This is a genomic window from Caldinitratiruptor microaerophilus (assembly GCF_025999835.1).
GTDB lineage: Bacteria > Bacillota > Sulfobacillia > Symbiobacteriales > ZC4RG38 > Caldinitratiruptor > Caldinitratiruptor microaerophilus.
The window spans coordinates 986,309-1,004,888 of sequence record NZ_AP025628.1 but is presented as its reverse complement, the minus strand read 5'-3'; the positions used below and the strand labels follow the sequence as shown (position 1 = coordinate 1,004,888).

Below are 18,580 nucleotides of genomic sequence, written 5' to 3'. Positions count from 1 at the left end.
GGCCTGACGGCAGGCGGAGCAGGAACAGGCCGGCTCCGGCTCGAACCCCGCCGGGTCACTCCGTGGCCACGGACGGGTCCACCTGCTGCGTGACCGGCAGGATCGCGATGAAGCGCCGCTCGCAGTCCAGCATCATCTGCAGCACCTCGGCGGCCTCCTCGCTCTGACCGCTGTCGAGGAGCACCTGGTGGTAGATCCCGAGCAGCTCGGTGAGGTCCTTCTTGCCCCGGCTGCCGGGGGGCGCCAGGTTCACTCGGGCACCCTTGGCGAGGCGCCGGCGGATGGCCGCCTCGTCGAGGCCCAGCTCGGGCTGCAGGAGCACGTAGACCACGCCGCCGGTCATGCCGGAGCACAGCCACGGGCCGGGATCGCCCAGGACCACGGCCCGCCCCCGGGTCATGTACTCGAAGGCGAACCCCTTGAGGTTTGCCCGTTCCGCCAGGAGCCCCAGGGAGTCGTCGATCGGCCCTCGCAGCCGCCCGCCGATGATCACGTCGGCGCCCGACAGGCGGATTCCGCAGCGGGCGTCCGCATCGCCCTGCACGATCAGCAGACCGCCCTGCGCGCCGTAGGCGAAGCTCTTGCCCACGGAGCCGCCCACCAGCTTGCCGTGCCGGTTGGCCCCCTTGAGGACGATCACCTCGCCGCCGAGCATACCCTTGCCGACGCCGTCCTGGGCGCCGCCCCGGACCACGAGCCGCATGCCGTCCAGGTTGAAGGCGCCAAGCCCGTGGCCCGCCAGCGAGCCTTCCTCCAGAAGGATCTCCGCCTTCGGACCCAGCTCCGCGCCGGCGGGCGCGCCGTCCACCGGGGGCGCGGCGCCGTCCTCCACGGCAAGCATCCCCCGGGCGAGTTCCCCCGCCAGGGCGGTGCCCAGGATGCGGTCCCGCGCCGTGACCCCGCTCCACTGCGACCGGGCCGGCGCGCCGGGGGAGCCGGCGTGCACGTGGGCGAGGGCGGCGATCTCCACCGCCAGCGGGTTCGTCACCCGGCGCACCGGGCCCCGCGTCCGGTCGGGCTGGAGCTCGAGCGGCAGCGGGGTGGGCATGGTCAGCTCCCGCAGGTCCGCCTGGCCGAGCCCCCGCACCTGCTGCAGCAGTTCTGCCCGGCCCACCATGTCCTGGGTACGCTGGAAGCCGAGCCGGGCCGTGAGTTCCCGGACCTCCTCGCCGATCGCGCCGAGCACCGTCACGAGGTGCTGCACCGCCGTCTCGAACTCCCGGGGGACGAAGTGCTTGAGCCCCCGCTCCCGGGCCTCCTCCACCGACTCGATCTGGGTGGCGATGCCCACGTGGCAGGTGTCGAGGTGGCAGCCGCGGCACGCCGTGCAGCCCGCGGCCACCATCGCCAGGGTGCCGAAGCCCACCCGGTTGGCGCCCAGGAGGATGAGCTTCACCACGTCCAGGCCGCTCTTCATGCCGCTGTCGGCCCAGATCTCGACCCGCCCACGCACGCCGGCGGCCGTGAGCGCGAGGTGCGCCTCCCGCACCCCGATCTCGATCGGCAGGCCGGCGTGGCGCAGGGCGTGCTTGCGGGCCGCACCGGTGCCGCCGTCGTAACCGCAGAGGGCGATCACGTCCGCGCCCGACTTGGCGATCCCGACCGCGATGGTGCCGATCCCCGGCACCACCGGCACCTTCACCACGACCTTGCCGCGCGGGTTGACGGTGTGGAGCTCCTCCACGATCTGCGCCAGGTCTTCGATGGAGTAGATGTCGTGGTTGTTCGAGGGCGAGATGAGGTCGATCCCGGGGACGGCGTTGCGGGCCCGGGCCACCTTCTCCGTGACCTTCTTGCCCGGCAGGTGCCCGCCCTCCCCCGGCTTGGCGCCCTGACCGATCTTGATCTCCATGAACCGGCTGCCGGCCAGCATCCGGGCGTGCACCCCGAAGCGGCCGGAGGCGACCTGCTGCCCCCGCCACTTGAAGTAGCGGCCGACCATGTCCGGGATCTCGCCGCCCTCGCCGTTCATGCACACGATGTCGAGCCGCTTGGCGGCCTCGGCGTAGGCCCGGAACGCCACCTCGCCCTGGGAGCCGAAGGACATGCCGGAGATGGTGATCGGGTACGCGTAGTCCTCGATGGTGGTGTCGACCTGGGCCGGGTCGACGGGCCGCTGCTCGCGCAGGTCGAGAAGGTGGCGCAGGCTCACCGGGGTCTCCCGCTCGATGGCCTGGAGCTTCTGGGCGTACGCCCGGTAGGGGCTGCGGCCGGCGGCCACGTCGCCCAGGGCCTTCCAGAGGCGCGGCCAGATGCGGAACGTGCGGGCCATCCGGGCGCCGGGGACGAGGCCGTTGGCGATGGCGTACCGCTCGGCCGCGTCCGCCTTGAGCCGGGCAAGCCCCAGGCCGCCGTGCTCCGACCCGCAGTAGTTCACCGTGTCGAAGTACTTCGCGACCTCCGGCTTCAGCCCGATGCTGCTGAAGAGGCGGGCGTATCCCCGCAGCTCGTGGATGCCAAGGGTGGAGATGACCTTCTCCAGACCCTTGTGCAGGGCCGAGAGGATGTTGTCGATCCCCGCCCGGGGGTCGCTCTGCGCCGCCACCTCGAGGAGGAGGTAGGGGTTCACGGCGTCGGCGCCCAGGCCGATCGCCATCACCAGGTCGTGCAGGTTGCGGATGGCGCCGCTCCGCAGGACGATGCTCACCCGCCGGCGGAAGTTCGTCTGGCCCTCCTGGACCGGGTGGCGCTTCAGGGCCAGGTCCACCGTGGACACCGCCAGGTGGGGGTCGATCCAGAGGTTCTCGTCCCGGAAGCACTCGGTGTCGTCCAGGACGAGGAGCTCGGCGCCCTCCAGGACGGCGGACACCGCCTGCCGGCCGAGGCGGGCGAGGGCCTGCGCCAGGCTCTCGGTCGGCCGGAAGCTGGTCGGGAGGATCCGCACCACGCCCGGGTCCCGGGGCGCCCCGTAGACGGGGTCCCACTCGAGCAGCAGGTCCTCGAAGACGTAGGTCCCGTGCGCGCGGGCGAGCTCCCGGTAGGTGGCCCGGTCGACGGGCGCCTGGCCGGTGTGCCCGCCGAGGAGCACCGGCAGGCGGAGCTCGACCCGGGTCCGGTGGACGAGCGCCTCGTCGGCCCGGTTGCGGATCGCGAAGGGCGGGCGCGCGCCCAGCACCACCCGGGTGGAGAAGTGCTCGATCTCCCGCTCCCGGTCGATCGCCGGATTGGTCACCACCGCGACGGTTTCCTTGAAGAAGTCGGCCAGGTTCTGGCGCTCCTCGCTCAGGCAGGCCAGGGGGCCGTCGTAGCCGAGCGAGCCGATGGGCTCCGAGCCCTTGGCGGCCATCTCCCGGATGAGCTGGTGGTCCTCCTGGGACCAGCCCATCGCCGCCAGGAGCGCCTCGGAGGGCGGCGGCGCCGCCGGCGCGTCGGGCACCGGCACCAGGGGGAAGTAGCCGGGCGGGCCGCCCACCTCGATGAACCGCCGCCAGCCGGAGGGCGTCCGCACCCGCCGGTGCATGCGCTCGAGGACCAGGTCCTGCATCCGGTGGTGGGGGACGACCTCCACCGGCCCCTCGGGCGCCAGGACCACCAGGACCTTCTCGCCCGGGGCGAGGGGCTTGGGGTCGCGCACGATCCGTCCGAAGGGCACCACGCCCGGTTCGGACGAGAGGAGGAGCGTGTCCTCGGTCTCCACGAGCCACAGCGGCCGGAGCCCCATCGCGTCGACCGAGGCCACCACCTCCGCCCCGGCCCGGGCCACGACGGCGGCCGGGCCCTGGGCGAACGGGCCCCACGCCTGCCGGAGGTACATGTAGAGGTCCTGCAGCTCCGGGCGCAGGAGCTTGATCTCCCCGATCACGGGCGGGAAGACCATCTCCATCGCCTCGGCCAGCGTGAGGCCGTACACGTGCAGCAGCCCCATCAGGAGCCGGTCCAGGTCCTGCGAGTCGGAGCCGCCCCGCGTCAGCGGGATGCCGAGCATCTCGGTCTGCTCGCGCAGCTGGCGGATCGTGTTGATCTCGCCGTTGTGGCCGAGCAGGTGGAAGGGCTGCACCCGCTCGAAGGCCGTCGACGTGTTCGTCGAGTACCGGTTGTGGCCGATCACCGCGCGGGTGGCGAAGTTCGGATCCCCCAGGTCGCCGAAGTACTGGCGCAGCGTCTGGGGGCCGCCCCGCACCTTGTACACCGCCGTTTCCGTCGAGAAGGAGACGACGTGGACCGGGGTCTCCTCCTCGATGGCCAGGGTCCAGCGGAACAGCTGCGCCTCGGCGTTGGTCCCCTCCGGGACGAGGACGGCGACCTGCCAGAACTCGGGCTCGTCAAGCCGCCCCTGCGGCCCGAGGGCGGAGGGGTCGACCGGAGCGGAGCGCTCGACCAGGACGGTGGCGCCATCCGCGCCGAGGCGACGCAGGACCTGCTCCTTGAGGGCCCGGGCCCAGTACACCTCGGGCCGCGGGATGAGGAAGTGGCCGACCGCGAAGCGCGGGTCGAAGGCCCGCTCGGACGGCTGCCCCGCCTCGGCCAGCACCCGCGCCCACAGCGCCCGCGGGATGTCGGTCTGGATCCCGCACCCGTCGCCCTCGCCGTCGACGTCGCCCGAGCGGTGCGCCATCGCCACGAGCGCTTCCAGGGCCTCGTCCACCAGGCCGCGCGTGGCTTCCCCGTCCTTGTGCACCACGGCGAGCAGCGCGCAGGCGTCGTGCTCCCAGTTCCGCAGGTACTCCTCCACACGGCGCGGGTTCATCTCGGGCACGGGGATCCCTCCTTCGGGCCGGCGGTGCCGGACGGACTCACCAGGGCCGCGCGGAGCGATTTCCCCCACGAAGAAGGAGGGATCGCCCCGGTGCGGAAGGCCGGCGCGCGTTTCCCGCGCGTGCGGCCGGTACGGATCGGAACGCAGCGCACCGACAATCCCTCCTTCCGTACGAGACCAGGGCGGGACGGTTCCACCGGACCTGGAAGAACCTCCCCGCCCTGGTTTTTGGCCACCCGGTGTACCTGCCCTCCCCGGCAGGCTGCGCCGCTCGGTCGCTGTCCCGCACGCAGGCGGCGGAACCCTCAGGCGCACTTCTCCATCACAGGATGCAGTTGTCGGAAGAAGGCGGCACGGGTTGTGAACACAGGCTCATGTTAGTGCGCATGGTACCATCTGCGCAGGACCCATGTCAACTTTGCTTGTCAGGTTTTTTCATGCAAGGGGGCTTTCCGATTTCTGATTGAAACGATCACGGTTCGTGATCGATCGGCGCAGGCACGGGATCCGTCGGCTCCGGGGGACGAAAGAGGGCGAGGAACTCCACGTTCCCGTCGCCGCCGGGGACAGGGGACGGGATCGGCGCCTCGGGCCGGTAGCCCAGGGCGGCGGCGGCCGCCAGCACCCGCTCGAGCGCCGCCCGCCGCGCGGCCTCGTCCCGGACGACCCCACCCTTGCCGACCCGCCCCCGTCCGACCTCGAACTGGGGCTTGACGAGTGCGACGACGGGGGCGCCCGGCGCCAGGCGGAGGAGGTGCGGCAGCACGTGAGTCAGCGAGATGAAGGACACGTCCACCGTGACCAGCGCAGGCGGCGGCCCCGGCAGGGCGGCGAGCGCGCGCACGTCCGTCCCCTCCATCGCGACCACCCGGGGATCCGCGCGCAGCCGGGGATGCAGCTGCCCGTGCCCGACGTCGACCGCGTACACCCGCGCCGCACCCCGGCGGAGGAGGACCTCCGTGAATCCCCCCGTCGATGCCCCCACGTCCAGGCAGACGAGCCCGGCCGGGTCGATGTGCCAGTGGTCCAGCGCCGCCGCCAGCTTGAGGGCGCCGCGGCTCACGTAACCCACGGGGTCGCCGTGGACCTCGATCCGGTCCTCCGCCCCCACCGGCTCGGCCGGGCGCGTGAGCACACGGCCGTTCACCGTGACCAGTCCGGCCCGCACGGCCTGCTGCGCCCGCTCGCGGCTGGGGTACAGGCCGCGCTCGACCAGGGCGCGGTCGAGACGCTGGCGGTGCGTCTCTGCACCGCCTGCCGAGCCCGAAGCGCCCGGGATCACCCGCAACTGGCCGCGGCCGCCACCGGCCACAGCCCCCGCGCTCCCGGGCCGCGCAGCGCCTGCCCGGCCGGCGGGGAACCTCTCGTACACGTACGTCCCGCACCGTGGGCAGGCGTCCGCGACGTACGGCCGGGGAATCCAGTAGACCTGTCCGCACCCCAGGCAGCGGACGCGCATGATCGGACGCGCTCCCAGGAATCCGTGGTGTCCTCGCCCCAGTGTATCCCGTCCGGAAGCGCACTGTCACGCGCCCGCCGCCTCGTCCCGGCGCCTCACCACCTCCCGGTCAGGATCAGAAAGCCCGGCACCATGCAGGTGAGGACGGCCTCGGCCAGCGTGACGTAGGCGGTGAACCTCGCGAGGTTGCGCTTCAGGGCCAGGAGCAGCCAGAACAGGAACCAGAGGAATCCCCAGGCCAGCCAGATGAGGCCGAAGCGAAGGTCCCCCGCCGCGAACGTGAGGGCCGCCGTGGGAACCGTCACCGCGGCGACGAAGAGGCAGTACCACCCCAGCGCCGACCCGTCCTCCACCTCGAAGTACCCGTTGATCGCGACCCACAGATAGGTGAACGAGAACAGGAGCGTCTGCGCGGCCGCGAAGTAGGAAGCGTCGCCGGCCGGCCGCGCCAGCGCGGTGTACATGGCGATGATGAAGGTGAGCACGCCGGTGAAGAAGTTCATGACGGACGCCCCGCGGGCGGAAACCCGCCCGAGGAGGGAGAGCGCGTTCAGGAAGAGCACCGCCCCCACGTAAAGAAGCCCCAGCCCCAGCACATCGACACCTCCATCCGTGTCCCCGGCGCGCTCAGCCGGGGAAACCCCCGTCCGACCCTGCCGCGTGGACCGCGTAGGCGGATGCGTCCAGGAGCCGCTCCGGGTCGCCCGGATCGTCCGGAACCAGCACGACCAGCCATCCCTCGCCGTACGGGTCACGCTTCAGATCCTGCATGCGCTCCAGGCGGTGCGAAAGGGGAGCGTTGACGGAGAGAACCCGGCCGGCGAAGGGCGCCGGCACGCTCCAGGTCACCTTCGTGGCCTCGATCGAGGCCAGGTCCTGTGCGCGCTCCACGTGGGTACCCTGCCGCGGCAACCGGACCGCCGTCACCCACGTCAGCTGGCGGGCGAGGTGCTCGCTGATCCCCACGCGCCAGCCGCCGTTCTCCCGGCGGGCCCACACGTGGTCATGGGTGTAGCGGCGGTCGTCCGGGTACACCGGCTCACCCCCGCATGCGGGAGGCCGCCCCGGTGGAGGGCGGCCTCCCCCGCCGCCTCGAGCGGCGCCCGCTCAGTCGGCCGCGTGCTCCTCCGGCTGGACCGTGCTCCGGGTGAGCCGCTCGGACATCTGGCGCGCCTTGGCCGGGTCGGTGACCCAGGTCCGGTAGAACTCGTACGGGCACTCGGCCACCCCGTCCTGCACGGCCGTGTACCCCCGGTGGGTGATGTTGAAGAGGTGGTTCTCCGCCGTCCAGTTCCGGCGGGCGTCCCGGATCGCCGAGAGCGAGAGCAGGGCGTAGGTCACCTCGTCAGGCGTCTGGCCGCACTCGGCGAGCACGGTGCCATCGAAGTTCACGATGTTCGACCCGCCGAAGTACGAGTAGACCAGATCACGTCCCGCCATGTTCGCGACGGCAAAGTACGTGAGGTTCTCCCAGGCGCGGACCTGCGAGATCAGCTTCTGCTGCAGGCTGGTCGGGTGCATGTAGCCCTGGATCCGGACAACGAGCTCGGCGCCCTTCATCACCGCCTCGCGCACGATCTCCGGCTGGTTGCAGTCGTAGCAGATGGTGCCGGCGACCTTGAGACCCTTGGGCCCCTCGACGACCAGGACTTCGCTCCCCGGGTACCACGGCTCCTGAGGCACCCACGGGTGGATCTTGTGGTAGTTCATCACGATCTCGCCGCGGTCGTTGATCATGACGAGCGAGTTCCACGGGTTTCCCTTCGGGTTGAGTTCCCCCGTGATCGAGAAGATGCCCCAGACCTTGTTGCGCCGGCAGGCTTCGGCAAAGATGTCGGTCTCCGGCCCCGGCACCGTGGTGCTCAGCTCCAGCCACCTGGTGGGGTGGAATCCCTGCGTGCTGTACTCCGGGAAGATGATGAGGTCCAGACCGGGGTAGCCCCGCTTGGCGCCATCGATGAAGCTGGCGATGCGCTTGCAGTTCTCCAGGACTTCCGCCTTGCTCTCCACCACCGGAACCCGGTAATTCACCACCGCAACGCCGACCGTGTCGCGCGACGAGGAGATGGTACCCACCGGCATGTGCATCACCCTCCGGCTCTGTGCTCCCGGCGGCACCTGCCGCCGGCCGGGGGTTTCTCGCAGCAAGTCCCGTGCCACGTCGGGGGCGGCCGGCAGAACCCGCAGCCCCGGGGCTTTCCCCGGGCCGGCTGTCCCGACGACCTGTCCCGCGGGACAGCGGTGCCGCGCGACATCGGTCATGGATCAACGGCCGCCGGTGACATCGTCGGGACGCCGGACCCGGCGCGCCGCGAAATCCACACCTGGCCCGCGGGGCCCCGCCTCGCCGGCCAGACCCAGCCGGCTCATCCGCCTGTAGAGGGTGCTGCGGGCGATGCCCAGGAGCGCCGCCGCGCGGACCCGGTTGCCACCGGTAGCCTCGAGGACCGCGCGCAGCCGCTCACGCTCGGACTCCCGCTGCCCTGCCTCCGGCGACGGCCCGGCTCCCGGTCCGGCCCCGAGCGCGAGGCGAAAGTCGTCCGGCGAGGGATTCGGCCCTCCCAGGAGCACGGCGCGCTCCACCACGTTGCGGAGCTCGCGCACGTTCCCCGGCCAGTCCCGGGCAGCCAGGGCCGCGGCCACCTCAGGCCCCGGCTCGGAGGGGAGCGCCCCGGGCGGGGCAAAGCCGGCGAGAAAGTGGCGCACCAGGAGTGGGATGTCCTCCCGGCGCTCCCGCAACGGCGGAAGGACGATGTGGATCACGTTGAGGCGGAAGAAGAGGTCGAGCCGGAAGCGGCCGCGGCGGACCTCCTGCTCGAGGTTGCGGTTGGTGGCGGCGATCACCCGCACGTCGACGGGCACCGGGGTCCGGCTCCCGACGCGCACCACCGCCCGCTCCTCCAGCACCCGGAGGAGCGCCGCCTGGAGATCCACCGGCATCTCGCCGACTTCGTCCAGGAAGAGCGTCCCGCCGCTCGCCGCCTCGAAGGCGCCGGGGTTTCCCCCCGGCCTGGCGCCGGTGAAGGCACCGGCCGCATAGCCGAACAGCTCGCTGGCGATGAGCTCTCGCGGGATCGCTGCACAGTTGATGGCGACGAACGGGCCGCCGCCGCGCCGGCTGGCCCGGTGGATGGCCTGCGCGAACAGCTCCTTCCCGGTTCCGCTCTCGCCCTCCAGGAGCACGTTGGCCTCCACCCGGCTGGCGGCGCGCGCAAGCCCGACGGCCCGGAGGAACGCCGGACTCCGGCCCACGAGGTCGTCGAACGTGTACCGCGCTGCGGCCCCCCTGCCGGGTCGGGTCGCCGCCACCGGCGCCGCCGCTCCGGCCCCGCCGGGGACCGCCGCCAGTGCTCGGGCCGCGATCCCGGCCAGGCACATGGCGGTCGCCCGGCCGGTGACGCCGTCCCGCCCCTGAACGCCGACCACCCCGGCCACCTCCCCGCCGGGATCTCGCAGGGCGGCCACCGCCCAGCCGGCGCCTTCAGGTCCCACCTCCACCCAGAGCGCGGTCCGGTTCTCCACCTCTCCGAGCACCCGGGGCAGGACGCGTACAACGCTCTCCCACGCGGGGTCCAGGTGGAGAGACCGCGTCCCCACCCCGCCCTCTCCGCCGGCCTGGCACACCACTCTCCCCCGGCGATCCGCCAGCACGATCACCACGGGGGTGCCCCAAACGACCTCGGCCAGCTGGGCGAACCCACGCGCGGCGGCCCCCAGAAGATCTCCACCGCGGACCACCAGTACCCCCCCTGGGAACGCACGAAGCCCGGGGGTCAACCCCCGGGCGATCTTCCGGGTCTTCATCCTGTGCAGCGTGCGCAGTGTGGGGTGAGTCCAGGTACAGCGTGTCACTCGTGGAGCCGTGTGATCATACCGATATCTTTTTGTTACATGGTGTGGCCGCCCTGCGATCCGCAAAGGTTGCGCGGCAAACGCGGCCGTCGCCTCTCAAGTATTGCGTTTGGGCCGGTCGCTTCGACCTTTCCCGTTGACATAACGCCCCGATCGCGTTGACCTCGCAACGCCGGTCGTCCTCTTCTGCCCGACCTTGCGCCTCCGCAGGGGCAGCAAAACGCAAACCTTGACACTCGAACCGGGGTCTCGCCTGTCATGCCGTGCGTTTCGTGCCACCCCGAGTGACGGTGTCCCACCAGCCGGAACCGGTCCGCGCCGGCTGTCCGTCGGTTCGGGTTCGGGGGGACGGTTCCGTCTCGCCCGAGTCCCTCACGCCCCGCCCGACCGGTGCGCCGCGACGCGGCTCCGCGCCCCGGGGCGCCGTGCCGGCATCTGGCGCCGACCTGCGAGCACGACGTCCCGGACCGCCGCCGCGATGCCCTCGGCGCTCAGTCCGATCTCCTCCAGGTAGTGGGCAGGCCGGCCGTGGGGGACGAAGCGGTCCGGCACCCCGAGGCGGCGCACCTCGACCCCGCTCAGCCCGAGGTCGGCCAGGGCCTCGAGCACCGCGGACCCGAAGCCCCCCGCCAGGGCCGCCTCCTCGACCGTGACGATCCGCCCCGTGGCGGCGGCCTCCCGCACGAGGTCGAGGTCCAGGGGCTTCACCCAGCGGGCGTCGGCCACCATCACGTCCAGGCCCTCGGCCTCCAGCGCTCGGGCCGCCGCCAGGGCGGCGGGCGCCCAGACGCCGAGCGCGAGCACGGCCGCGTCCCGGCCGGGCCGCAGCACCTCGCCCTTGCCGATCGGCAGTTCCCTCAGCTCCGCGTCGAGCGGCACGCCCTGCGCCTTGCCGCGCGGGTACCGCAGCGCGAAGGGCCCGCCCCGGTACCGGATCCCCGTGTACAGCATGTGCTGGAGTTCGTTCTCATCCCGGGGTGCCCCGACCACGATCCCGGGCACGCACCGCAGGTAGGCGACGTCGAACACGCCCTGGTGGGTGGCGCCGTCCTCCACGAGGCCGGCCCGGTCGATGGCGAACACCACGGGCAACCCCTGGAGGGCCACGTCGTGGATGACCTGGTCGTAGGCCCGCTGCAGGAAGGTGGAGTACACGGCGAAGACCGGCTTCTTCCCGCCCTTGGCCAGGCCGGCGGCGAAGGCTGCCGCGTGCTGCTCGGCGATCCCCACGTCGAAGAAGCGGTCCGGGAACTCCCGGGCGAACCGGCTCAGCCCGGTCCCGCCGGGCATGGCGGCGGTGATGGCCACCACGTCCGGGTCTTCCCGGGCGATCCGGACCATCGTGTTGCCGAAGACCTCGCTGTACGTCGTCGCCCCGGGCAGGAACCTGCCGGTGGCGATGTCGAAGGGACCGCCGCCGTGGTACTTGTCCGGGAGCTCCTCCGCGTAGGGGATGCCCTTCCCCTTGGTGGTGACGACGTGCACCACCACCGGCTCCCGGAGGCTCCGGGCCTGCCGGAGCGCCGCCTGGAGCGCCGTGAGGTTGTGGCCGTCGACCGGACCCAGGTACGTCCAGCCCAGGTCCTCGAAGAACATCGTGGGCAGCAGGAGGTGCTTGACCCCCTCCTTCATGCGGTCGACCACGTCGAAGGCCTGGGGGCCGAACACCGGCAGGCCCTTGAGGACCTCGGCGGCCTGCTGCTTCAGGGCCTGGTAGTGCGGCCCGGTGCGGATTCGGGCGAGGAGCTGGCTGATCCCGCCCACGTTCGGGGAGATCGACATGGAGTTGTCGTTCAGGACCACGATCACGCGGGTCTTGTCGTGGCCGCCGTGGTCCAGCGCCTCGAAGGCCATGCCGCCGGTGAGCGCCCCGTCGCCCACCACGGCCACCACGTCGTAGGTCTCCCCCGCCAGGTCGCGCGCCTTCGCCAGGCCGATGGCCGCCGACAGCGCCGTGGACGCGTGGCCCCAGTGGAAGTGGTCGTGGGGGCTCTCCGCGGGGTGGGTGTACCCCGCCAGTCCGCCCACCTGGCGCAGCGTGTGGAAGAGCGGCAGGCGCCCCGTCACGAGCTTGTGCGGGTAGCTCTGGTGGCTCACGTCCCAGAGGATCTTGTCCTGCGGGCTCGAGAAGACGGTGTGCAGCGCCAGGGTGAGCTCCACCACCCCCAGGTTGGGGGCGAGGTGGCCACCGGTCCGGGCCACCGTCTCCACCACGACCTGCCGGATCTCGCCGGCCAGGCGTTCCAGTTCCGGGACACTCAGGCCCCGCAGGTCCTCGGGGCCTCGTATGCCCTCCAGCAGCATGGCCTCAGCGCTCCCGTTCGATCACGTAGGCCGCCAGCTCGGCCAGGACCCGGGCGCCCGGCCCGAGGGGGGCCAGCGCCTCGGTGGCGGCCTGCGCGGCCGCCCGGGCGCGCGCCCGCGCGCCCTCCAGGCCCAGCGCCCGCACGTAGGTCGACTTGGCCTGCCGCTCGTCCGACCCGGCCTGCTTGCCCAGCACGGCCGGATCGCCCACCACGTCCAGTATATCGTCCTGGATCTGGAAGGCCAGTCCCAGGTGCAGCCCGTACGCCGTCAGGGCCTGCTCCTGGGCGGGGCTGGCCCCGGCGACGATGGCGCCGATCCGGAGGCTGCCGGCGATGAGCGCCCCCGTCTTCCGCCGGTCGAGATCCTCCAGGACGGCCACCGGCGCGTCCCGCCCCTCCCATTCCAGGTCCAGCACCTGGCCGCCGACCATGCCGGCCGGCCCGGCCGCGCGGGCCAGTTCCGCCACGGCGCGGATCGCCCGCCCGGGGCCGACGCGCGGGTCGCCCTCGAGCCCCGCCATGACCTCGAAGGCCAGGGTGAGGAGGGCGTCGCCCGCCAGCACGGCCAATCCCTCGCCGAAGACGCGGTGGGCGCTCGGCCGGCCGCGGCGGAAGTCGTCGTCGTCCATGCACGGCAGGTCGTCGTGGATGAGGGAGTACGTGTGCACCATCTCGACCGCGCAGGCCGCGGGGAGCGCCGCCTCCGGGTCGCCGCCGCACACCTCGGCGGCGGTGAGCACCAGAAAAGGCCGCAGCCGCTTGCCGCCCCCCAGGAGGCTGTACCGCATCGCCTCCACCAGCCGGGGCGGACCCGCCTCCGGACCCAGGTAGCGCTCGAGTGCGGCCTCGACCCGGGCGGCCGACTCCGCCAGGACCTCCGCCAGCGTCCGCGACGTCACGGGTTCTGGCCTCCGGGCGGCTCGAACGGCTCCGTGACGGCGGCGCCGTCGCGGATCTCCAGCAGCTTCTCGATCCGGGCCTCTGCCTCGTCCAGGCGCGCCTGGCACAGCCGGGCCAGCTCGATTCCCTCCTGGAAGAGCGCCAGCGACTCCTCCAGGCTCCGGTCCCCGGCCTCCAGCGCCCGGACCACTTCCTCGAGCCGGGCCAGCGCCTCCTCGAACGTGAGGGCCCCGGCGCCCTCGCTCCGCGCCTCCGTCACGACCACTCCCTGCCCGTACCGCCTGCGGCGCCTATGGTTATTCGCCCTTGTCCCGGGCCGCACCTGCCGCCGGCCCGGGGCCCTCGGCCCGCGCCCAGAGGCGGCCGTGCTGGAGGATCACCTCCAGGCGCTGGCCGGCGGTGACGTCGCCGGGCGCCCGCACCACGCGGCCGGCCTCGTCCCGGACGATGGCGTATCCCCGTGCCAGGACGGCGAGCGGGCTCAACGCGTCCAGCCGGCCGGCCAGCCCGCCGAGGGCGGCGCGGTGGCGGCGGATGAGCCCATCCGCCGCGAGGGCGAGCCGGCGGGTGAGGCCGTCGATCTGCTGGCGGGCCGCCAGGATGCCGTCCACGGGGCGCTGCAGGACCCGCCGGCCGGTCAGGAGCCGCAGGCGCTCGCGCCGGCGGGCGATCTGCGCGCGCGCCGCCGCCTCCAGCCTCGCCTCCGCCGTCCGCAGCAGGCGCACGAGGTCACTCTTGCTCGGGACGACCAGCTCGGCCGCCGCGGACGGCGTCGGGGCCCGCAGGTCGGCGACGAAGTCGGCGATGGTGAAGTCGGTCTCGTGCCCGACGGCCGAGACGACCGGGACCGGGCAGGCCGCGATGGCCCGCGCCAGGGCCTCGTCGTTGAACGCCCACAGCTCCTCGAGCGACCCGCCGCCCCGGCCGATGATCACCACGTCGACCCCCGGCACCCGGACGACCCGGGCCAGGGCGGCGATGAGGCTTCCCGGCGCCTCGTCGCCCTGCACGAGAGCGGGCGCCAGCACGATGTGCACGTTGGGGAAGCGGCGGCGGGCAACCGTGATCATGTCGCGGATCGCCGCCCCCGTGGGCGACGTCACGATGCCGATCTTGCGCGGCAGCCTCGGCAGGGGCCGCTTGCGGGCCGGGTCGAAGAGGCCCTCCGCCTGCAGGCGGGCCTTGAGCTGCTCGAAGGCCAGGTGCAGGGCGCCGCGGCCGTCCGGCTCGAGCTCGGCCACGTAGAACTGGTACAGCCCGTCGCGCTCGAACACGCCGACCCGCCCGCGCGCCAGGACCCGCATCCCGTCCTCCGGCTCGAACCGGAGCCGGGCGGCCTGGGAGCGGAACATCACGCAGCGGACCTGCGCGTGCTCGTCCTTCAGCGTGAAGTAGCAGTGCCCGGAGACGTGGCGCCGCCAGTTGGAGATCTCGCCCCGCACCCAGAGGTCGGCGAGCAGTTCGTCGCCCTCGATGAGGTTCTTGACGTAAAGGGTCAGCGCCCGTACGGAAAGGACCTCTCGCCGCTCCGGCAGCGCCGGGAGGACCGACACGCCCTCACCCCTCCTCCGGCAGCCCCCACGCCCTGCGGGCGGCGATGAGGGTGTTCTTCATGAGCTGGGCGATGGTCATGGGCCCGACGCCCCCCGGCACCGGGGTGATGTGGCCGGCGACCTCGGCAACCGGTTCGAAGTCGACGTCGCCCACGATCTTGTTCTTGGTCCCGGGCACCTTGTTCACCCCGACGTCGATCACCACGGCGCCCGGCTTCACGTAGTCGGCCGTGATCATCCGCGCCCGCCCCACGGCCGCCACCAGGATATCCGCCTCGCGGCACACGGCGGGCAGGTCCCGGGTGCGGGAATGGCAGAGCGTCACGGTGGCGTGGGCGTTCAGGAGAAGGGCCGCCATCGGCTTGCCCACGATGTTCGAGCGCCCCACCACCACGGCCCGCAGCCCCTTCGGGTCGATGCCGGTCACCCGCAGCATGTGCATGATCCCGGCCGGCGTACAGGGCACGAGCCCCTTCTGCCCGGTCCACAGCCGGCCGACGTTGACCGGGTGGAAGCCGTCGACGTCCTTGTCCGGGTGCACCTGGGAGAAGATGAACTCCTCGTCGAGGCCGGGGGGCAGCGGGGACTGGATCAGGATCCCGTGGACCGTCGGGTCCGCGTTCAGGCGGGCGATGAGCTCCAGCAGCTCGTCCTGCGTGGTGGTCGCCGGCAGTCGGATGAGCTCCGACTTGTACCCCAGTTCCGCGGCCACCTGCTGCTTGTTCCGGGTGTAGATCACGGAGGCCGGGTCCTCGCCCACCAGGATGACGGTGAGCCCCGGTACCAGGCCGCGCTCCCTGAGCGCTGCCGCCTCCCGGGCCAGGTCGGCCCGCAGGTCTGCGGCGATCTGCTTCCCGTCGATGATGCGTGCCGGCATGTGTGCGCCCTCCTCGGCGAGGTCGTGGGAGCAGAGCCCCGGGGCAGGCGGTCACGCGCCCGTGCGCGACTTGCGCAGGCCGTCACGGATGGCGGCCCCCAGGATACCGTTCACGAAGCGGGGGGAATCTTCCGTGCCGTACACCTTGGCGAGCTCGACGGCCTCGTTCGCCAGGACGCTCTCCGGAACCTCGGGGACGTAGAGGAGCTCGTAGAGGCCGATGCGGAGCACGTTGCGGTCGACGGCGGCCATGCGTTCCAGGGTCCAGTCCCGGGCCCGCGACGCGATCTCCGCGTCCAGCTCCGCCCGGTGGGCCGTGACCCCCGACACCAGGCGCCACGCGTACGCCCCGCCCTCGTCGTCGAGCCCGGACGAGCGCGCCCGGGCGCCCTGCCACGCCTCCTCGGGGCTGTGGCCGGTCAGGTCGATCTCGTACAGAACCTCCAGGGCCAGCGCCCTCGCGCGGCGCCGCTTCACCGCCGATGCCCCCTACCCCTGCCGCGGGCCGCCAGACCCCGGCAGGAACCGCTCCAGGAACTCCGCCACGCTCTCCGGTGCTTCGTCCAGGCGCTTTCCCACCCAGTAACCTGTGCCCGTGCACAGGACGATAAACAGCGCCCAAAGGAGACCCAGCCAGACCACCAGGAGGGCGAAGACGAGGCCGGACAGCGCTCCCAGCGTCTTGTAGCGGTGGCGGGTCAGAAGTTCCCGGACCCACGCCTCCCACACCGCCCGCACCCCCCGTCCTCAGTCCAGCCGGCGGCGGGGTTCGGTGGCCAGGCTCTCCACCCGGACCCGCACCTCGGCGACCTCGACCCCGACCACCCGGTGGACCTGCGCCTTCACGGCCGACTGCATCTCCGCCGACACGTCGGGGATGCTGACATCCGGGCTGAGCGTGCCCCGGATCTCCGCGACGAGCCCCGAGGGGCCCAGGAAGACCCCCGCCTTCACGTCCCGGACGCCCTTGATCCCCCGGGCCACCCGGCGGACGAGGCTCTCGACCGCGCTGAGCGAGATCCGCACCTCGCCGACCTCGGTCTCGTGCACCACGGCTTGTCCGGCTCCGCGGCGGGCGAAGGCGAAGAAGATGAGCCGGACGCTGACCGCGAAGAAGGCGGCCCCGACCAGCCCGAGCACGAGCCGGTTCGGGCCGGAACGCGCCTCCTCGAACCACCGCACGATCGGCACCCAGTCCGGGCTCACGGCGTAGAGAGCCGTCAGGAAGGACAGGATGGCCAGGGACAGGGTGTACAGGGTGAGGATGACCCGGTCCAGGGTGCCCAAACGTCTCCGCTCCCCTCAGCGCACCTTCACTTCGTCGGTCCGGTCCTCGCTGTGCATCGAGATCCCCTGCACGTGGATGTTGATCTCGACCACCTTCAGGCCGGTCATGCTCTCCACCGCGCGCTTCACGTTTTCCTGCACGCGCTGGGCCACTTCCGGGATCCGCACGCCGTACTCCACGACGAGGAAGAGGTCCAGGGCGCACTCCTTCTCGCCCACCTGGACCTTCACGCCCTTGGACAGCTGCTTCTTGCCCAGCATCTCCGCCATGCCGCTCACCAGTCCGCCGGACATGCCGGCGACCCCCTCGACCTCGGTGGCGGCGATGCTGGCGATCACGGCCACCACGTCGTCGGCGATGCGGACGCTGGCCGACTCCTCCGCGCCCGGAGCTCCATCCGGGGTCAACGGGATCCCCCCTTCCGCCCAACTGGCATTCTAGCACATGGAGTGGATGCCATCACCGCTCACGTGCCACGATCCGGATCCGGTCCGGGTCGACCCCCGCGACCTGGTGCACCAGGTCGGCGACGGCGGCAACCTGGACCGGCGTGAGCGAGGGGGTCCGGATCACCACCTGGGCGGCGCTGTCCCCGAGGAAGACCACCGCGTCCTCGAAACCCCGGCTGCGGATGAGCCCCTCCAGCTCCACCTCCAGGCCCATGAGCCGGCTCAGCCGGAGGTACCGCTCGTTCGCCTGCCGGCGGGCCTCCTCCGGGGTCGACGGGGTCATGAGCTCCCGCAGCATCTCCCGCTCCCGACCCCGGGCCCGGTCGCGCTCGAGGCGGAAGTCGGCGAAGAAGTCGCCGCCCTCCGCGCCTCCGTCCGCCGCGGGCGGAGCGGACAACCCGACCGGCGGGGCGGCGCCCGGCGCCTCCCAGCGGCCCGCCCGGTCACGCCCGAGCCCGCGCCGCCAGGCCGCCACGTACGCCACGAGCCCGGCCACGATCACCAGGAAGAGCGCGAACCGCACGAGGTCCGCCCGCCCTCTCCCCTTCACCGGCTGCCACCTCCTGTCCTGTCCCCGCCCATCGGCATCACGACCACCCGGTTCGGGGGGATGCCGAGCGCCACCTCGACGGCCCGCTGCAGTTCGTACCGGACGCGCGCCGAGCGCGCCCCCTCGGCCACCACCAGGACGCCGGCGACCTCGGCCCCCCGGGTCTCCTGCACCCAGGGCTCGGAGCCCCCGCCGGCACCGGCCATGACCGGGCGGGTCTCCTGGTTCTGGTCGGTCGTCCGGCGCCGTCCCCCGTCCGCGTCCTGCTCCTCGATCGTGCGGGTGCCCTGCCGCGACTCGAGGGCCGGCACACGCTCGGGCCCGGAGGCCAGGGTCACCTGGACGCGGACCTCGCCGGCGCCGGCGACGGCGGACAGCACGCGCTCGAGGTCCTGCGCCAGGAGCGTCTCTTGGCTCCGCAGGTCCGACGCGACGGGGTCGGCGGGACCGGCAGCGGGCCCGGTCACGAGCGTGCCGGCTGGACCCTGGCGCATCCGCCCGGCGCCGAGGAACCGGTCGAACTGGACGATCCACATGCCGGCCAGGCCCAGCACCAGGATGTACAGGATCGCCCGCACCTGCCGGTCCTTGAGGTTCAGCCACCGGCTCAGCAGCCCCTCAATGGTGGGTCGCTCGCCCTCCATCGGCCG

Annotated in this window: 17 protein-coding genes; all 17 read right to left on the bottom strand. The window is 72.7% G+C overall.

Annotation, left to right across the window (positions count from 1 at the left end):
* Positions 1–55 precede the first annotated feature (55 nt).
* The 17 genes from caldi_RS04835 to caldi_RS04755 all read right to left on the bottom strand — a co-directional run bounded on the left by caldi_RS04835 (position 56) and on the right by caldi_RS04755 (position 18,574).
* Positions 56–4,687, bottom strand: a complete 4,632-nt coding sequence (locus caldi_RS04835; RefSeq protein ID WP_264844732.1) for a glutamate synthase-related protein — start codon at positions 4,685–4,687, stop codon at positions 56–58.
* Between the two features lie 481 nt (positions 4,688–5,168).
* Positions 5,169–6,155: a TlyA family RNA methyltransferase gene (locus caldi_RS04830; protein ID WP_264843976.1), complete on the bottom strand. Its 987-nt coding sequence runs from the start codon at positions 6,153–6,155 to the stop codon at positions 5,169–5,171.
* A gap of 95 nt (positions 6,156–6,250) precedes the next feature.
* Entirely contained in the window at positions 6,251–6,751 is a 501-nt protein-coding gene (locus tag caldi_RS04825) for an AmiS/UreI family transporter (protein WP_264843975.1), read from the bottom strand.
* 31 nt (positions 6,752–6,782) lie between these two features.
* Complete coding sequence (locus caldi_RS04820; RefSeq protein ID WP_264843974.1) at positions 6,783–7,190, bottom strand: glycine cleavage system protein H; 408 nt, start codon at positions 7,188–7,190, stop codon at positions 6,783–6,785.
* A gap of 72 nt (positions 7,191–7,262) precedes the next feature.
* On the bottom strand, positions 7,263–8,237 hold the full coding sequence (locus tag caldi_RS04815; RefSeq protein ID WP_264843973.1) for an aliphatic amidase: 975 nt from the start codon (positions 8,235–8,237) through the stop codon (positions 7,263–7,265).
* Between the two features lie 183 nt (positions 8,238–8,420).
* Positions 8,421–9,893 (bottom strand): sigma-54 interaction domain-containing protein, encoded by a 1,473-nt coding sequence (locus caldi_RS04810; RefSeq protein WP_264843972.1) that lies wholly within the window; start codon positions 9,891–9,893, stop codon positions 8,421–8,423.
* A gap of 486 nt (positions 9,894–10,379) precedes the next feature.
* The gene (gene dxs, locus caldi_RS04805; protein WP_264843971.1) at positions 10,380–12,311 is read right to left on the bottom strand and encodes a 1-deoxy-D-xylulose-5-phosphate synthase; all 1,932 of its coding nucleotides are present in this window, start codon (positions 12,309–12,311) and stop codon (positions 10,380–10,382) included.
* Positions 12,312–12,315: 4 nt separating this feature from the next.
* Positions 12,316–13,212: a polyprenyl synthetase family protein gene (locus caldi_RS04800; RefSeq protein WP_264843970.1), complete on the bottom strand. Its 897-nt coding sequence runs from the start codon at positions 13,210–13,212 to the stop codon at positions 12,316–12,318.
* Positions 13,209–13,472: an exodeoxyribonuclease VII small subunit gene (gene xseB, locus caldi_RS04795; protein WP_264843969.1), complete on the bottom strand. Its 264-nt coding sequence runs from the start codon at positions 13,470–13,472 to the stop codon at positions 13,209–13,211. The genes caldi_RS04800 and xseB overlap by 4 nt, the downstream gene beginning before the upstream one ends.
* A gap of 37 nt (positions 13,473–13,509) precedes the next feature.
* Positions 13,510–14,766 (bottom strand): exodeoxyribonuclease VII large subunit, encoded by a 1,257-nt coding sequence (gene xseA / locus caldi_RS04790; RefSeq protein WP_264843968.1) that lies wholly within the window; start codon positions 14,764–14,766, stop codon positions 13,510–13,512.
* A 4-nt stretch (positions 14,767–14,770) separates the two neighbouring features.
* A complete protein-coding gene (gene folD / locus caldi_RS04785; protein WP_264843967.1) occupies positions 14,771–15,643 on the bottom strand; it encodes a bifunctional methylenetetrahydrofolate dehydrogenase/methenyltetrahydrofolate cyclohydrolase FolD in 873 nt (290 codons plus the stop codon).
* Between the two features lie 51 nt (positions 15,644–15,694).
* Positions 15,695–16,120: a transcription antitermination factor NusB gene (nusB, locus tag caldi_RS04780; RefSeq protein ID WP_264843966.1), complete on the bottom strand. Its 426-nt coding sequence runs from the start codon at positions 16,118–16,120 to the stop codon at positions 15,695–15,697.
* Positions 16,121–16,132: 12 nt separating this feature from the next.
* Entirely contained in the window at positions 16,133–16,372 is a 240-nt protein-coding gene (locus tag caldi_RS04775) for a DUF2273 domain-containing protein (RefSeq protein ID WP_264843965.1), read from the bottom strand.
* Positions 16,373–16,390: 18 nt separating this feature from the next.
* Entirely contained in the window at positions 16,391–16,930 is a 540-nt protein-coding gene (gene amaP / locus caldi_RS04770) for an alkaline shock response membrane anchor protein AmaP (RefSeq protein WP_264843964.1), read from the bottom strand.
* 15 nt (positions 16,931–16,945) lie between these two features.
* Positions 16,946–17,338 carry an Asp23/Gls24 family envelope stress response protein gene (locus caldi_RS04765; protein ID WP_264843963.1) on the bottom strand — a complete coding sequence of 131 codons (393 nt, stop codon included), beginning with the start codon at positions 17,336–17,338 and terminating at the stop codon, positions 16,946–16,948.
* A 52-nt stretch (positions 17,339–17,390) separates the two neighbouring features.
* Positions 17,391–17,930: a SpoIIIAH-like family protein gene (locus caldi_RS04760; RefSeq protein WP_264843962.1), complete on the bottom strand. Its 540-nt coding sequence runs from the start codon at positions 17,928–17,930 to the stop codon at positions 17,391–17,393.
* Positions 17,927–18,574 carry a hypothetical protein gene (locus caldi_RS04755; RefSeq protein WP_264843961.1) on the bottom strand — a complete coding sequence of 216 codons (648 nt, stop codon included), beginning with the start codon at positions 18,572–18,574 and terminating at the stop codon, positions 17,927–17,929. The genes caldi_RS04760 and caldi_RS04755 overlap by 4 nt, the downstream gene beginning before the upstream one ends.
* Positions 18,575–18,580 lie beyond the last annotated feature (6 nt).

Excerpts from the sequence above, each read along its gene's own strand:
- caldi_RS04755 (WP_264843961.1), bottom strand. The coding sequence starts at position 18,574 with ATGGAGGGCGAGCGACCCACCATTGAGGGGCTGCTGAGCCGGTGGCTG.
- caldi_RS04835 (WP_264844732.1), bottom strand. The coding sequence starts at position 4,687 with ATGAACCCGCGCCGTGTGGAGGAGTACCTGCGGAACTGGGAGCACGAC.
- caldi_RS04830 (WP_264843976.1), bottom strand. The coding sequence starts at position 6,155 with ATGCGCGTCCGCTGCCTGGGGTGCGGACAGGTCTACTGGATTCCCCGG.
- caldi_RS04815 (WP_264843973.1), bottom strand. The coding sequence starts at position 8,237 with ATGCCGGTGGGTACCATCTCCTCGTCGCGCGACACGGTCGGCGTTGCG.
- folD (WP_264843967.1), bottom strand. The coding sequence starts at position 15,643 with ATGCCGGCACGCATCATCGACGGGAAGCAGATCGCCGCAGACCTGCGG.
- dxs (WP_264843971.1), bottom strand. The coding sequence starts at position 12,311 with ATGCTGCTGGAGGGCATACGAGGCCCCGAGGACCTGCGGGGCCTGAGT.